General features: G+C 60.6%; 12 protein-coding genes and 4 pseudogenes. 5 read left to right on the top strand and 11 right to left on the bottom strand.

Features of this window, described 5'->3' with window-relative positions:
• The first annotated feature begins 10 nt into the window (after positions 1 to 10).
• Both sphantq_RS03725 and sphantq_RS03720 read left to right on the top strand, forming a co-directional pair.
• Positions 11 to 289: a hypothetical protein gene (locus sphantq_RS03725; RefSeq protein ID WP_272799639.1), complete on the top strand. Its 279-nt coding sequence runs from the start codon at positions 11 to 13 to the stop codon at positions 287 to 289.
• Positions 290 to 346: 57 nt separating this feature from the next.
• Positions 347 to 2437 carry an EAL domain-containing protein gene (locus tag sphantq_RS03720; protein ID WP_261935115.1) on the top strand — a complete coding sequence of 697 codons (2091 nt, stop codon included), beginning with the start codon at positions 347 to 349 and terminating at the stop codon, positions 2435 to 2437.
• A gap of 265 nt (positions 2438 to 2702) precedes the next feature.
• On the opposite strand, the pseudogene sphantq_RS03715 reads toward sphantq_RS03720, so the two are convergent.
• Positions 2703 to 3362 (bottom strand): annotated as a pseudogene (locus sphantq_RS03715) (IS3 family transposase); the annotation flags it as partial.
• Positions 3363 to 3440: 78 nt separating this feature from the next.
• Between sphantq_RS03715 and sphantq_RS03710 the strand changes: the two are divergent.
• Both sphantq_RS03710 and sphantq_RS03705 read left to right on the top strand, forming a co-directional pair.
• Positions 3441 to 4466 (top strand): annotated as a pseudogene (locus tag sphantq_RS03710) (IS110 family transposase); the annotation flags it as partial.
• 376 nt (positions 4467 to 4842) lie between these two features.
• Positions 4843 to 5624, top strand: a protein-coding gene (locus tag sphantq_RS03705; RefSeq protein ID WP_272799347.1) for an IS5 family transposase whose coding sequence is annotated in 2 segments (ribosomal slippage) — positions 4843 to 5167 and positions 5167 to 5624 — 783 coding nt in all. Because the reading frame shifts where the segments join, the coding sequence is not laid out codon by codon here.
• A 295-nt stretch (positions 5625 to 5919) separates the two neighbouring features.
• Here sphantq_RS03705 and sphantq_RS03700 read toward each other — a convergent pair.
• The 3 genes and pseudogenes from sphantq_RS03700 to sphantq_RS03690 form a co-directional block, all read right to left on the bottom strand.
• Positions 5920 to 6416 (bottom strand): annotated as a pseudogene (locus sphantq_RS03700) (transposase); the annotation flags it as partial.
• Between the two features lie 58 nt (positions 6417 to 6474).
• A pseudogene (locus tag sphantq_RS03695) lies at positions 6475 to 6612 on the bottom strand (hypothetical protein); the annotation flags it as partial.
• A 442-nt stretch (positions 6613 to 7054) separates the two neighbouring features.
• Complete coding sequence (locus sphantq_RS03690) at positions 7055 to 7381, bottom strand: hypothetical protein (RefSeq protein WP_261935107.1); 327 nt, start codon at positions 7379 to 7381, stop codon at positions 7055 to 7057.
• 50 nt (positions 7382 to 7431) lie between these two features.
• Here sphantq_RS03690 and sphantq_RS03685 point away from each other — a divergent pair, with 50 nt between their 5' ends.
• Positions 7432 to 7884, top strand: coding sequence for a PA2169 family four-helix-bundle protein (locus sphantq_RS03685; RefSeq protein WP_272799637.1), 453 nt, complete (start codon positions 7432 to 7434; stop codon positions 7882 to 7884).
• 44 nt (positions 7885 to 7928) lie between these two features.
• On the opposite strand, the gene sphantq_RS03680 is transcribed toward sphantq_RS03685, so the two are convergent.
• From sphantq_RS03680 to sphantq_RS03650, 7 genes are read right to left on the bottom strand one after another with little or no spacing between them, the layout of a single operon-like run.
• Complete coding sequence (locus sphantq_RS03680) at positions 7929 to 8771, bottom strand: glycosyltransferase family 2 protein (RefSeq protein ID WP_272799636.1); 843 nt, start codon at positions 8769 to 8771, stop codon at positions 7929 to 7931.
• Positions 8768 to 9358: a class I SAM-dependent DNA methyltransferase gene (locus tag sphantq_RS03675; RefSeq protein WP_261935104.1), complete on the bottom strand. Its 591-nt coding sequence runs from the start codon at positions 9356 to 9358 to the stop codon at positions 8768 to 8770. The genes sphantq_RS03680 and sphantq_RS03675 overlap by 4 nt, the downstream gene beginning before the upstream one ends.
• Positions 9355 to 10011 (bottom strand): PIG-L deacetylase family protein, encoded by a 657-nt coding sequence (locus sphantq_RS03670; protein ID WP_261935103.1) that lies wholly within the window; start codon positions 10009 to 10011, stop codon positions 9355 to 9357. The genes sphantq_RS03675 and sphantq_RS03670 overlap by 4 nt, the downstream gene beginning before the upstream one ends.
• Entirely contained in the window at positions 10005 to 11132 is a 1128-nt protein-coding gene (locus tag sphantq_RS03665) for an acyl-CoA dehydrogenase family protein (RefSeq protein ID WP_261935102.1), read from the bottom strand. The genes sphantq_RS03670 and sphantq_RS03665 overlap by 7 nt, the downstream gene beginning before the upstream one ends.
• Positions 11129 to 12172: a glycosyltransferase gene (locus sphantq_RS03660; RefSeq protein WP_261935101.1), complete on the bottom strand. Its 1044-nt coding sequence runs from the start codon at positions 12170 to 12172 to the stop codon at positions 11129 to 11131. Before sphantq_RS03660 ends, sphantq_RS03665 begins: the two co-directional genes overlap by 4 nt.
• Complete coding sequence (locus tag sphantq_RS03655; protein ID WP_272799635.1) at positions 12169 to 13089, bottom strand: glycosyltransferase; 921 nt, start codon at positions 13087 to 13089, stop codon at positions 12169 to 12171. The genes sphantq_RS03660 and sphantq_RS03655 overlap by 4 nt, the downstream gene beginning before the upstream one ends.
• Positions 13082 to 14209 carry a glycosyltransferase gene (locus sphantq_RS03650; protein WP_272799634.1) on the bottom strand — a complete coding sequence of 376 codons (1128 nt, stop codon included), beginning with the start codon at positions 14207 to 14209 and terminating at the stop codon, positions 13082 to 13084. The genes sphantq_RS03655 and sphantq_RS03650 overlap by 8 nt, the downstream gene beginning before the upstream one ends.
• Positions 14210 to 14241 lie beyond the last annotated feature (32 nt).

Genomic DNA, 14241 nt, shown 5'->3' with positions numbered 1-14241 from the left:
AGGCGAAACCATGGATAAGTTCATCTATGTGGCATTGGGGGTGGGTGTGCTAATCATCGCAGCGGTCGACCAGTCGACCAGCACAGGGCAAGCCACGTCGCCAGCCTTAGTTGCCAATACTGCCGCGGCTCAGTCTCCTTCATCAGCTATCAACGAGTCCGGTGCATCGTACAACGCCGATACGAGTCCCCGTGTGACCTTTTCCGTACTCCCGCCATCCAATCCGATTCCCCGCGCTGACGCCTTGGGCGGTAAGGTGATCGACAATCGGTTTCAGCCGGATGGCTAAGCGGGCATTCTTTCGTGGCCGTTGGCGCACTCCTGATCAGGGAGCGTGCGCGTGCGCTTGAGCCGTTTCATCGGCGCTGGAGACGCCGGGCTGGCGGAAAGCCAGGCGGCGCGCTTGCTCGCCAAATATGAAGAAAAGGGCAAAGGGTGGTTCTGGGCGACGCATAGAGACGGCTCTCTTTCCTATCTCAGCGCGAAGATAAGTAGCACCATGGCAACTTTTGGCGTCTATCCGGCTAACCTGTCTGATCTGGTTGATAGCGACATCAGTCTCGCGGAGGAAGCGTCGGAGCGAAGCCTCAGCTTCTATATCGCATCTCGCATCCCGTTCGACGGGCTGGTCCTGAAGGCTAAGGGGGACGACGATCTTTGGTGGTCGCTCACCGGCGGACCCTATCATGACGAAGCTGGTCGATATTGTGGGTTTGTCGGCTTTGCGGTCGATCTCACCGATCAGAAGAATTCCGAAATCAAACTTCTGCAACTGGCCCGCTTCGATTCCCTCACCAGTCTTGCGAACCGGGAGACGATGCGGCAGGCGCTGGAAAATAGCCTCGTCTCGTGCGCTCATCGCAAACAACGATGTGCCACGATGATATTGGATCTCGACCGGTTCAAACTCGTCAACGACACATTCGGCCACCTCATGGGTGACCAATTGCTGAAGGCCGTTTCAGAGCGTTTGGTAAATACCGTCGCTGGAAGAGGGCAAGTCGGTCGTCTTGGCGGCGACGAGTTTCAGTTAGTATTTGCCGATATCTGCGAAGAAGATATTCTTTCGACTATCGCGGCAGATATCATTTACACCCTGTCCCAACCCTACATCATCAAAACACAGTTGATCACGATCGGCACCTCTATCGGGATTGCTACCTCAGATTACGACCACCGGTCTGCTATTGATTTGATCCGAGATGCAGACCTTGCTCTTTATGCCGCAAAAGCGGCGGGTAAAGGCACCTATCGGTTTTTTGCTTCGGAAATGCACGAGCAGGCGCTGCTGCGGCAGCAGATCGAAGAGGACATGCAAAGGGCTTTGGAAAGAGGCGAGTTTCATCTCGCTTATCAGCCTGTAATTGATACACAATCTAATGCTTTGGTGGGGTTCGAGGCGCTGGTTCGCTGGACCCACTCCGTGCGCGGGGTCATGTCTCCTGCGGTATTTATTCCGATCGCCGAAGAATCCGGCCTCATTAATGAGTTAGGCGAATGGGTATTGCGCACCGCTTGCATCGAAGCCGCGAAATGGCCCAGTTCGGTAAGCGTTGCTGTCAATATTTCTCCCGTTCAATTTTCAAGTCAGGCACTCCCGACATTGGTGACCAGCGCGCTGGCTTATGCAGGCTTGCCCGCAGACAGGCTGGAGCTTGAAATTACGGAAGGCGCATTACTCAACGACACCGCGAAAACGCGCGCTGCCATCGCGACCTTGAAAGGGCTAGGCGTCAAGATTGCGCTGGATGATTTTGGCACAGGCTATTCCAGCCTTGGGTACCTTAAGACGATCCCCTTTGACAAAATCAAGATTGATCAATCTTTCATCAAGGGGGCAACCCTCCGGGGAAGCAACAATATTCCTATCATTAAGGCCATTGTCGGCCTGGCTAATGATCTTGGCATGATTACAACGGCAGAAGGGGTGGAAACCGAGGATCAGCTGGCCCTCGTCCGCGAACTGGGATGCACGCTAATCCAAGGCTATATATATGGTCGTCCGATGGACGCCTACTCTGCGATGAACCGCGCTCAAGGTAATGGCTCTGCCGCCAGCGGTCACCGCAATGATCGGGCCGAGCGCCGTCGCCTTATACGAGCGGGGCAAATAACGGCGCGTGCTACAAGCGAAGCAGTTCGGCTGCGTAATATCTCATGTACTGGGGCCATGGTGGAAACCAGCCTGCCATTGCAGATCGGCGAAGTGGTATCGCTAGAGATTGGTCTTTTAGAACCTCTCGATGCGGATGTACGCTGGATCAAAGATGGACGGGCTGGCTTAAAATTCATGGAGCCTATCGACATTGAGGAAATATTACTCTCCAAGTCCAAGGCCTCGTTTAAAGCGTTCGTTCCCGAATACCTCTCTAAAGACAGCAGTGACTTATATGCTGATAAGGTGCGGCTTGACCCAAGAACTCTAAATAGACGATAGCGAGTTGTCTGCAGCCTTTATCTTCTTGCGCGTGGCCACTTTCCTTTGAAAATTCACTCAACGGAGGCTTTGGGCTGCGGCTGCCGGAAAAGAGGAAGGTCTGCACTTAAGGAGCAAAGGCTGGGTAAGTGGGGCGGCGGCCCCACCTTGCGGACGTAAAGTGTAGCCGTGAGTCTGCACCTCCTGATCAGGATGGAGGACGCTGGTGCTTTGACGATGCCATGTGACGATGCTTGCACTGACCTGCCCCCCGTCAGTCCCTCGATCATAACGAGAGTCTTGCGGTTAAATACGATGGCCCCTGCGCCTGCACAAGCGCGTCGGGCGTGATGCTCTCGTCCTGCTCGAACGCCCGACGCGCTTGTGCAGGCGTTCGATTTCCCAACGACGAGTGGGGCCGGACATTGTTGTAATCATAGCGCCAGATGGCCAGCTTCCGGCGGGCATCGGCCAGGCTGTCGAACAACTCCTCGTTGAGCAGTTCATCGCGCAGCGATCCGTTAAAGGACTCGATGAACCCATTCTGCTGGGGCTTGCCCGGATCGATGTAATGCCACTCGACCTTGTTCTTGCCAGCCCATTCCAGGATCGCCCGACTGGTGAACTCGGTTCCGTTATCGCTGACAATGCAAGCCGGTTTGCCATAGAGGCGCACCAGCGTATCAAGTTCACGCGCCACTCGGGCACCCGAGATGCTGGTATCGCCGACCAGGCACAGGTTCTCCCGGCAGCAATCGTCATTGATGGCCAATATCCGGAATTTGCGCGACGCACCGAAGGTGTCCGACACAAAATCCATCGACCAGCGTGCGCCCGGGATCAACGGCACGGGCATGGGGGTGCGACTACCACGCGCCCGTTTCCGACCCCGACGGCGACGAACCGATAGACCTTCCTCCCTGTAAATCCGATAGAGCTTCTTGTGTTGGGGTGGACGACCCCCGAACGGCATCAAAGTGTGCCAGAATGAGGTCGTTGTAGATCTCAACCGAGGAGGCCGTCCGTGGAACAGTTTATCCGAGTTGGAATGGATACGTCAAAGCATGTCTTTCAGCTGCATGGCGTGAATGCGGCCGAGGAGCCGGTATTGCGCAAGAAGCTTCGGCGCAAAGAGATGGTCGAGTTTTTCGGTAAACTGCCGCCGACGGTAGTGGCAATCGAAGCGTGCGGCGGCTCGCATCACTGGGCGCGGGAGCTGCAATCGTTGGGGCATGAGGTGAAGATGCTGCCGCCGCAATATGTGAAACCATATGTAAAGCGTGGCAAGAATGACGCCGCCGATGCCGAGGCGTTGTGCGAAGCGATGAGCCGCCCGACGATGCGCTGCGTGCCGGTGAAGACTGCCGAGCAGCAAGCGGCACTGATGTTGGTCGGTACGCGGGACCGCTTGGTTCGCAATCGCACGCAGCTGACCAATGCGATCCGTGGTTACGCGGCCGAATTGGGACTGACGGCTGCCAAAGGGATGCGGCATATCACGCCATTGCTCGACCGGATCGCGACGGATGAGACGCTGCCGGAAATGGCGCGCGATCTGTTCGCACTTCACGCCCACGAATATGCGCAGTTACAGAAGGAAATCGAAAGGGTTGAGAGCCGGCTGATGACATGGCACCGTGCTGACGAATGCAGTCGTCGCCTTGCGCAAATACCGGGCGTTGGTCCAATCGGAGCTTCGCTTTTGATGATGAAGACGCCGGCGCCTGAACTGTTTGGATCTGGCCGCGATTTTGCCGCGTGGCTTGGCCTGACACCCAGAGATCATTCGACAGCCGGGAAGACCAGACTTGGCGTCATCACCCGCGCCGGTGACGAGGCCTTGCGAAGTACCTTGATACAGGGTGCAACCGCTCTCCTCCGACAGGTGCGGATGGGGCGAAGTAAAAATGCATCTTCCTGGCTCATGGAGTTGCTCAAGCGCAAGCCGCCCAAGCTTGTCGCTGTGGCGCTGGCGAACAAGGTCGCCCGTATTGCCTGGAAAATGATGATGACAGGCGAACCCTACAAATCCCGATCTGCAGTGCCTGCACTAGGCGGCGTGGACAAATTGGCGGGCGTGAGCTTATCGCGGCTGACGGGCGATCTCGACTGCGGCCTCGATCAGGTTTGCGGCAACTTCCTTGCCGAAGGTGTTGACGGTGATGTGACCGTCATCCAGTATGCTGATGTCGAAGAGTGTAGTTCCGTCGCTTGAGAGCACCTCCAGACGTATGCCGTCGAAGTTTACGTCGGTTGCCCACTGGTATTCCGCAGTGCGATCTTCGAGTTTCAGCGTTCCCATATAAATAGCTTATCGCCTACCGGTCCGGTTTGCTATCGATCCCGCGCTGTAGGTGTCGGCCATCAGCGAAGACGATTGACGTAGCGCAGGCGGATTGATTCAAGGCTGCTTTTTGGAGGCAGGCTTGAGCAGGGGCGATCTCACTGAATCAGAATGGCGCGTTCTGAAGGCCTTGTTGCCCATCGAGCCTGAAAACCGTGGTCGAGGCAGGCCGCCCGAACAGAACCGCTCCATCATCAATGGCATCCTCTGGCGACTTCGTTGCGGCGCTCCGTGGCGTGACGTGCCGCCTAAATATGGCAGTTGGAACACCATCTATCGACGATTCCGGCGGTGGAGCGAGGCCGGGGTCTGGGAGGCGGTCGCCGTGACGCTGGCCGAGATCATGGCGGACAGCGGCCACTACAGCATCGACAGCACCACCGTTCGCGCCCACGTCTCGGCAGCGGGCGGAAAAGGGGGACTCATCGACGCGCTCTTGGCCGCTCGCGGGGCGGGTTCACAAGTAAGCTTCACTGCTTGGCTGATGCCCTCGGACGACCACTCGCCTTCATCCTGACGGGCGGTGAAGTGGCGGATTGCAAGGCATATGATGCCTTGATCGGCCTGCCAGAACGCGCACCTGATGCACTGTTGGCCGACAAGGGCTACGATGCCGACGCAATCCGTGCCGACCTCGCCAAACGGCAGATAGAGCCCGTAATTCCGGGCCGCTCAAACCGCAGGGTGAAGATCGAGCATGACCGAACGCTCTACAAGCAGCGCAACCGCATCGAGCGTATGTTCGGGCACCTCAAAATCAACCGTGCCATCGCAACCCGCTACGACCAACTGGCCAATAGCTTCCTCGGCATGGTCCATCTCGCCACCGCCAGATACTGGCTCAAATTTGTCCACGCCGCCTAGGGGTCGCGGCATAGAGCTCATCGCTGCACGGGGAGTACAGCTAACGCTACCGTGCTGAGTTGGGGCTGGAACTTGCAAGAGAACGAGCAGATGGTGTGATCGATCGATCCGAAACGCGTGACACTCCGCATGAATCACTGGCCTTCACAGGTCGCGATTGTGTTTGGAACTCGCGTGGCGGAAACCATCTTGGCCCGCGGTCATGTGCGACCGCACACCGAGGCCGGACATATGATCGCAAGCGATCCGTTCAAAATATCTGTTCAGGGTTCTTGTAAGTGGGGGTCGTCCACATATGATTCATGATCAGCCCCTGGCGTTCGAGCATGACGCCGATGCGGCGATAGCCAAAGCGGCGGCGCTTGCCCGCGACCTCACGCATGGCAACACGGATGGCACCATGGTCTGGCGGGCGTTCGCGCCGGACCGTCTTGGGATCGACACCAATCAGCACGCAGGCCCGGCGCTGGGAGATCTGAAAACATCCCAGCACTTTGAGCACAGCGTCACGCCGCTGGCTTGGCGTCGTCAGGCTTTTCCCAGCAGGTCCTTCAGGATGACGTTGTCAAGCATACTGTCCGCCAGCAAGCGTTTCAGCTTGCCGTTCTCGTCCTCAAGCTGACGCAGTCGGCGGGCATCGGACACCTCCATGCCGCCATACTTGCCCTTCAACTTGTAAAACGTCGCCGTGCTCAGCCCGTGCTTCCGGCAAATCTCGACCGTCGGCAGCCCGGCCTCCTGTTCCTTGATCATCCCGATAATCTGCGCTTCGGTAAAACGGCTCTTCCTCATACGTCTGCTCCTCTGTCGGCAGACTCTACATTAGAATGAGGGAACTCTCGGGGGGCAGGTCAATGTTTTTCGATACTCTGGCGATGATCCAGTCGGTGCTGACCGCAATCAGGAATCCAGGTGTCTGGATGGCGCCGAGGAGATGAATGGGTTCGCGATCGCAATTTGTCAGATCGACCTTTTCGAATTCAGCCACTTTGATCCTGTGTCATAGGATGGCCAAGCCATCGGAAAGGGGTGCCCCGCTCCCTTCGAAACGTCGCAAATGCATATACAGTTGCGCTTGTGCAACCTGTTCATGAGACTTGCTTCAGAAAATTCGCTCCTGAACCGATAGAGGGTCAACCCCGGCATATGGAGCTGAACCGAACTCCACACAAAACCATAGCAAAGGCTGCAGAAATAAAAATCTAGTAATTCATATCTCTTGTTTCGCTGCTTATAAGCGTCTTAATTTAGCAAAACATCAGTAGGATAATGGATACAGGCCTCGCCACCACGTGAGGTCTGTAAGTTAAAAATGATCCATAGTTATTTCGTGCCGTCCGCAATAACCCAACGGTAGGGACGTCGATTTTTTTCTTTTCATTTTTAACTTTGGGTACGTCGATCGTGGTATTTTTTGTCCCCAAGACGACTTATTTGGAGTTTAGATCGACATCGGGAAGTGCGCCGCCTTCAGCCTTCACATCGACCTTTGGCAAAGCGCCGCCCTTGACGTCCGCGCTCCAAAAGCCGGTTACGAAAAGCAGTGCGACGGCAACCGCAGCCAGCGCTAGGACAATGCCGACGATCATGCCCGTGTTGCTGTGGTTTTCGACGTGCACGTTTCGATGGGGTTTGCCCACTGTGTCTGGTGAGCCAGATATCCAGGCCCCGCCCGACTGAGAGAAAATCAAGTTAATGAAGATCAATCGCGGCAATTTTCTTGCGACTTTCGCTGCTGCCCATCGTTGTTGGACCATGTGGCCGTGTCCCTGCGGCGGCATTCCTTTTATCTACGACAGGAAACAGCATGTCCGAGACCAGTCACGATATATCCACGCTCAACGGCCTGATCGCTACCACGCTAGACAGCGTGGACGGCTATACCGAGGCGGCCAAGGACAGCGAGAACAGCCGTTTCGGTGCGCTGTTCACCAGCCGTGCTGGTGAGCGCCGCGAGATCGCATCTCGTCTGCAGCAGGAGGTAACGGCTCTAGGCGGCGACCCGGAGGACGACGGCACCGTGCTGGCAGGCGCCCATAGGGTGTTCCTCAACTTGAAGTCCGCGGTAACGGGCAGCGACGACAAGGCAATCATCAATGAGGTGGAAGCGGGCGAAGACCATATCAAAGCCAAGTTCGAGGATGCCTTGGGCGACATGGAACTGTCGCCTGCCGTGCGCGACCTCATTGAAACCTGCTATACGTCGGTCAAGGCCGGCCATGACGAGATGCGGGACATCAAGCACTCGATGGAAGGCTGACGATCAGCGGCGGGGGAACCCCGCCGTTTTTCGACGGACCCTTATCAGTCGGGCCGGACGCGCGCCTGGGCGACTTCGTCAATAGTGGGCTGACGCAACAGCGTGATCCTGTCGCCCGCACGGGCAATGAGGCCCATCTCCTTAAAAGCCGCAAGCCAGCCCTCCATGGGCCAGACTTTCCAGCGCTGGTAAAACAGGCGAGCGTTCCGGACGATGTCCGCCAGATGCTGCACCGGCGGATCGAAACTATCATGATGTTGGTGGAAGGCGCCGGCGCCACCCATGAACAGCAGTGGCAGGCCGGCCTGTTTTGCGCGGAAACCAAAATCCGTGTCTTCGGCGCCATAGCCAGTAAAAGCTTCGTCAAAACCGCCTAGAGCAGAAAAGCGCGAACGGCGGATGGCAAAGACCAGCGACCAGAAAAGCCCGGCATTCTCCTCCACGCGAAATCCGCGCGCGGGAAATTGACGGACCGGGTGGCCCGTTGCCCGTGCCATCAGGTCGCCCTCATCCCAGTCCTTGCGCGCATCGTCGGGGCCAAGATACAGGACTTCGGCGCAAATCAGCGCGTCCTTATCGAGGGCAAGCGCTGCGATGGTATCTATCAACCGATGCATCGGGATGCAGTCTACATCGAGAAACAGCAGCGTATCGCCGCTTGCTGATCGCGCCGCCGCGTTACGTGCCGCCGCAAGGGGCAGGCCGGCCTGCGTCAGCCGCAGAATATGAACTGGGAAATGCATGCTTTCTACAACGACAGGAACGCGGCTGCCCATATCGACGATGATCAGCTCCCGCGGCGGGACCTGGCTTCGCCCGAGACCTTCGACCAACTGCGCCAGATGGCCCGACCGATCCTTGACGATGGTCAGCACGCTGAGGCTCATGACGCGTGCCGCCAAAGATCGAGGCGATAACGGTCGCGTCGTTCCGCCGCGACGACCAGGAGGGGCGCGTCAAGGGCATCGCGCATTTTCGCCACGGCCTCGTCCCCGCCCTGGGGATAGTCTGTCTCCCCGGTCCAATGGACCAGCAGCAAGTCGCCGCCCTCGGCAAGATGCGTGTCGATCCATTCCGCCGCTCGGCCTATGTCACCATCATCCCAATAATATACCACTTCGGACAGGATGATGAGGTCGAACGCGCTGCCGAGCGGCGCCTCGTCTGGGAAAGCCATGCGAGCAAAGGATATCTGATCGAACGTCTCGCACCGTTCGCGAGCCGCCTTCAACGCCGTTTCGCTAATGTCGATCGCCAGCAGCGCCCGGCAATGCTCGGCCAGTCCCCGTGTCAGCACGCCTTTGGCGCATCCGACTTCGAAGCCCAGTTCATAGTGACGGGAGCCGAGCGCCAGCAATGTGTGCGCATATTTTTCTCGTTCGTAGTCGCTGCTCTCCAGATCCCACGGATCGTCGGTTCCCCGGAACATCCCTTCGAAATAGTCTGCATCCAGGCTCGCCTCATGTCGCGTCACATCGACCTCCTCAGATAAAGCACATCGCTGGCGGGCATGCGGCGACGCTCCGACGGCAAGCGAAAACCGGGACCGTGCGCGGCGGTCAGCTGGCTGCGATGGGCATCCAGGGCATGGCGCCTTTGGCCAATCAGCATCGGCGCTGTGCGAATGGCAAGGCATGCCGGCGCGGCGGGCGCTTCGGCCCAGACCAGATATTCGGCGATCAGAAGGGGGCGTCCGACGATGTCCCGGACGGCATAGGCGAGGCGCGCGGCCGCTTCATGGTCGCAATGCGGTTCGTGCAGGGCTGTGACCGCCAGAGCATCGACCCGGCGGCGGCGGCAAATGGCGGCCAGCGCGCGCGCTGCGCGATCAAATTCCCGGCTGCCCGGCTGGGCGGGTGCGGCGTCCTTCCACCCCAGGTGGATCGGCGGCTGAGCGCGCGTGCCCGTCAGGCGCTGGAGCGCGGCCGCCCCTTCACGCTTGCGCCGATGCACCAGCGCGACGCTCAGGTCGGCATGCGATCCGGACCCGTCCGTCAGATAGACAAGGCCGGCGAACAGGCGCGCCTTAGCGGTCTGCGCGATCAGCGCGCCCGCGCCCAGCGTCTCGTCGTCAGGATGCGGCGCGAGCACGAGCCAGCGCAGTGGCTGTCGGGCGATCCTCACCATAAAGCATCGTCCGCGCCCCAGGCGTCATGGTCGAGCCATGCCAGCGCCGCTTCGTCCCGCGCATGATCGGGGCCGCCCTGCCGGAGATAGAGACTCAAATCCCGGATGATCTTGTCGACGCGCTGCCCATCCATGGCGCTGCGCGTGCCAATAATGCGCGCGGCGAGTTCCATGACGTCGAGCGCGGCACGCTCGACGATGCCGCGGGTCATCCGGGCAAAGGCCGGACCATCGGCATCTTCACGCGCCGCCCGCAACGCGCATTCGCGGACCCAGAGATAGGCGGTGCGCGTCGCCGCCACCGCATCGGCGAATTTTGCGCGTTGCAGCGGATCGCTCCGGGCGGCATCGGACATGGCGAGGCGCGTTTCCGTGAGCAGTGCCTCGACCCCGCCCAACTGGACTGCCGTGAACCGCCAGGCACCGGTGGTGAAACGCGGCTCCAGGTCATAATCGCCCGGCAGGCCCAGGCAGTCCGCCGCCCGGACAGGCAGGCGGGTAAGGTCATAGGTGCCGCTTCCGGTCGCGCGCATGCCCCGGACCCGCCAGTGGGACAGGTCGGTGCGAGCGGGATCGTTGGCCGGAACGATCACCAGTCGTCGCTGGCCCTGTTGGGGCTGGGCCGTGACAATCGCATGGGCGAGACCCCCGGCGCCGGTCGCGAAAGATTTGGCGCCTTCGAGCAGTTGCTGGCCGTCCAGCTCCCGCAGCCGCACGCCGGGGGCAGGCTCGGTCGCCCAGACGCCATAGAAAGCGCCGCGGTCCAGTGCACGCCCGAGCGAGGTCTGTTGGTCAACCGAACCGAACCAGTCGAACAGGGCAAGCGCATTGACATGGCCTTCGTACAGTCGCCCTACGCTGAGGTCCGCACGGCCCACGATCCGCAGAACAGTCATCAGGCAGAGTGCGCGGGCGACAGCGTCCGCATAGGCGGCGCCACCGCTTGCATTGGGCGCGAAGCTGCGGTGCAGTCCGGCTGCAGCCAGGCATTGCATGCTGTCGGCCGGAAAGACGGGCGCGGCGTCATAGCGGGCGCCCAGTTCCGCAAGGCGGGGCGCGATGGCGGCGGCGCGGGCGGCCGGGCCGTCCGGGGCGGCCTTCAGATGCGGCGAAGAGATCATGCGGCGTCGGCCCTTTCGCCGATGTAGCGCCCTGCCAGGGCCGCCAGCCAGACCGCTGCCGCCTTGGCGCCCAAAGGATCATGCAGGCGCCGACGCACGTCCGATGGTATGGCCGCCTCTCGTTCGATGAGATCCGGCCACTCCACCGGCTGTGGCGACTGCTTGAGTACAATCGCAGCACCCAGTCTTTCGAGTGCTTGGGCCGTTGCAAACTGCTCGCCGAAGGGCCGGTCTTCAGGCAGGCAGATGAAGGACCGATCAGCCGCCAGCACCGCGCCGACCAGTCCATCGCCCGCCGCGCCTATGACGCAGGCGGCGCGCGCGATCTCGCTCGCCGGATCGTCAACCCATCCCGCGAAGATCAGGTTGGACGGGCAACGGGCTGGCGGCGTCACCGGACCGATCACCCGCCAGGACTTGTGGGGACAGGCACGCGCTGCATCGGCGATCCACGCGCTATTACCCGGAACGCCGCCACGCCCTACAACAATCAATATCCTGTCCGCTTCGACGCCAGCTTTGAAAGGGACAGGCGTGATGCCCGGCAGATAGCGCGTCTTCGCGCGCACCCAATCGGGCGTTTCAGACCGTTCGAACGTCTCGTGAAAGGGCGCCAGCAGCGCATGGGCGCTGGCGAAGGCTTGGGCATGCGGCGGATCGCTCCGATCGCCGTTCAACCGGACATAGACGACGGGCACCGATGCCAACCGCGCGAGCATCGCGATCTCGACCGAGACGTCCACCACCATGAGCGCAGGCCGGGCGACGGCGATCCACTCGCTCACCTTTGCGATTCGTGATCGTATGCCTTCATGATCGAGCGGAGCATAATGGAGCGCTTCTGGCCGGTCACCGGCGCCGTCCAGCCCGTCGAACCCTCCCGGTATCAGCCGATCGTCGCTAAGGTCGATCCCCCTGTCGCCAATGCCGGTACCCAGCAGGACGACCGGCCAGTCGCTCGCCGCCGCGATAGCGTTCGCCCGCGCCAGGTGACCCGCACCATGATGATGGACATAATAACCGATCGGCCGCCGCGTCATGCGGAAAGCTCCAACACCATATCGTGCGGCATGGGCGGAAGGAGCGGTTCGCGCCGGGCGATCAGGGCGTCGCCGTCGGGTCGCCCGCGCAAACGCTTGCGCCAGGCCGCGCGGCCGCGCCAATGATCGAGGGCGGGGGCAATCGGCGGCGATCCCGTTTCGGCGCTTTCGAACATCTGATGCATGGCGTCGGCCATGCCCCCCTGCGCGCGTCCGTCCCGCCGGGGCGATACGAATGTCCAGACATCGGCAGGATGGGCGAGCCGGGCGCCCGTCTTGAGCGCCGCCGTCACCAGAGCGCGATCCTCGCCCGTCGGCAAAGGTGGCACACCGCCACAGGCGCGATAAAGGCCAGCCCGCATCGCGAGTGAGGCGCCGGTATGATCGCCATGGCGGGGCGCCGGATCCCAGGGCAACGGGTCGATATTGTCTTCGATCGCTCTGACAGTCTCCCAGTAGCGATCCCACGCAGTCCGCAAACGCCATACGGATGCGGGAAGAGGCTCATTCGGATCGACCTCGATCCGTCCACCGATCAGATCGGCTCCACGATCAAAGGCGGCGACGATCCTCGCCAGCCATTCGATCGGCGGCCGCGCATCCGCATCCGTGCTAACAAGGATTGCACCTGGATCGGCGGGCGCTATGGCTAAACCGGCATCCATAGCGAGCTTGCGTGCTGATCCGGCATGCGCCTGCGCGGGCGGAAATTCCGCCTGCACAACCCTGATGTCCAGCCGGCGGGCATGACGTCGTTTCTCCAAGTCAATGACGAGAAGGCTGTCGTCCGTCGTGTTGTTGATGGCCAGGGAAATGGGAATGACACCCGGCCATGTCTGTGCCGCCAGCGCGCCAAACAATATGGGCAGCCGGTTCGCCTCGTTGCGCGCCGGTACGCAGACGCATAGGTCAACCATGCAACGCGGCCCGTTCAGCGCCCAGATGCAAAGGCATGGCAATTGGTCTCGAGACGGTGTGTTGCTCCGCGCGGCCGATTTGCCGCCGGTAGAGAGCTTCGTAGCTGTCGACCATGCGTTCGGCGTCGCACAATGTTTCCGCCCGTCGGCGGCAATCCCGTCGATCGAGCGCCAATGCCGCCAATCCGGCTTCCGCGAGCGAGACGAAGTCATCCGGCACCGCCAGAACGCCGCATCGGGCGTCGAGAATTTCGGGAATGGCGCCCCGCGCGAACGCTGCCACCGGCACCCCGCAGGCCAGGGCTTCGGCCACGACCAGGCCATAGGGCTCGTCCCACATCGGCGTGCAGAGAAATGCTCGCGCTCCGCCGACCAGCTTGGCAAGATCCTCATGGGCCAGATGCCCGACATGCACCGCGTCGGTGCCCAGGGCTGGCGCGATCGAGGTGTTGTAATAATCCTCGTCCAGGATCGGCCCCGCGATCCGGAGCGGGAGGCCGATGCGTCGCGCCGCCTCGATCGCCAGATGCAGGCCTTTTTCCGGAACGATGCGGCCGTACCAGACCAGATAGCCTTGCGGGTCGGCACGATCGCGGAAAGCGAATTTGGCGAGATCGATCCCGTTCAATATGACGGCATCCGTGGGCGTCACATGGTTCCATAGCGTCGCGACCGACTGGGATACCGCCACCACCGCATTGTTGCGGGCCGCGCACAGGCGCAGGCCGCTCTCAAGCCAACAAAAAGGCGGCGTATGCAGCGTCGTGACCATCGGCATCGGCAGGCTGTCGGCCAAGGCCACGGGCAGATAGTGAAGCGAATTATTGTGGATGATATCGAAGTCGCGATGCCGCAGGTCGGTCATCAGGCTGAGATAGGCATGATGCTCCCGGAAGAAGGCGACATCGATCGCTTCCGTCGTGCCGACCGCCATCATCGCCGTTTCCGCGCAGATCGCTTCCACGCCGATTGCCGGGTCGGACCGGGAAGAGGCGAATACCGTCACGCGATGACCGCGCTTGCGCAGGGATCGGGCTAGCAAATGGGTATGCATCTCGAGACCGCCAGCAAAAGGTTCGGCAATGGGATGCTTCAAATGTGCGATGATGCCTATCCGCATGCAGCGGGGCGCGCGAATGGGCGAAACGGGGG

The sequence above is a fragment of the Sphingobium sp. AntQ-1 genome (genome assembly GCF_028538045.1).
Lineage (GTDB): Bacteria > Pseudomonadota > Alphaproteobacteria > Sphingomonadales > Sphingomonadaceae > Sphingobium > Sphingobium cupriresistens.
This window is presented reverse-complemented; position numbering and strand designations above follow the sequence as displayed.

Excerpts from the sequence above, each read along its gene's own strand:
- sphantq_RS03685 (WP_272799637.1), top strand. The coding sequence starts at position 7,432 with ATGTCCGAGACCAGTCACGATATATCCACGCTCAACGGCCTGATCGCT.
- sphantq_RS03660 (WP_261935101.1), bottom strand. The coding sequence starts at position 12,172 with ATGACGCGGCGGCCGATCGGTTATTATGTCCATCATCATGGTGCGGGT.
- sphantq_RS03665 (WP_261935102.1), bottom strand. The coding sequence starts at position 11,132 with ATGATCTCTTCGCCGCATCTGAAGGCCGCCCCGGACGGCCCGGCCGCC.
- sphantq_RS03670 (WP_261935103.1), bottom strand. The coding sequence starts at position 10,011 with ATGGTGAGGATCGCCCGACAGCCACTGCGCTGGCTCGTGCTCGCGCCG.
- sphantq_RS03725 (WP_272799639.1), top strand. The coding sequence starts at position 11 with ATGGATAAGTTCATCTATGTGGCATTGGGGGTGGGTGTGCTAATCATC.
- sphantq_RS03690 (WP_261935107.1), bottom strand. The coding sequence starts at position 7,381 with ATGGTCCAACAACGATGGGCAGCAGCGAAAGTCGCAAGAAAATTGCCG.
- sphantq_RS03680 (WP_272799636.1), bottom strand. The coding sequence starts at position 8,771 with ATGAGCCTCAGCGTGCTGACCATCGTCAAGGATCGGTCGGGCCATCTG.
- sphantq_RS03655 (WP_272799635.1), bottom strand. The coding sequence starts at position 13,089 with ATGGTTGACCTATGCGTCTGCGTACCGGCGCGCAACGAGGCGAACCGG.
- sphantq_RS03650 (WP_272799634.1), bottom strand. The coding sequence starts at position 14,209 with ATGCGGATAGGCATCATCGCACATTTGAAGCATCCCATTGCCGAACCT.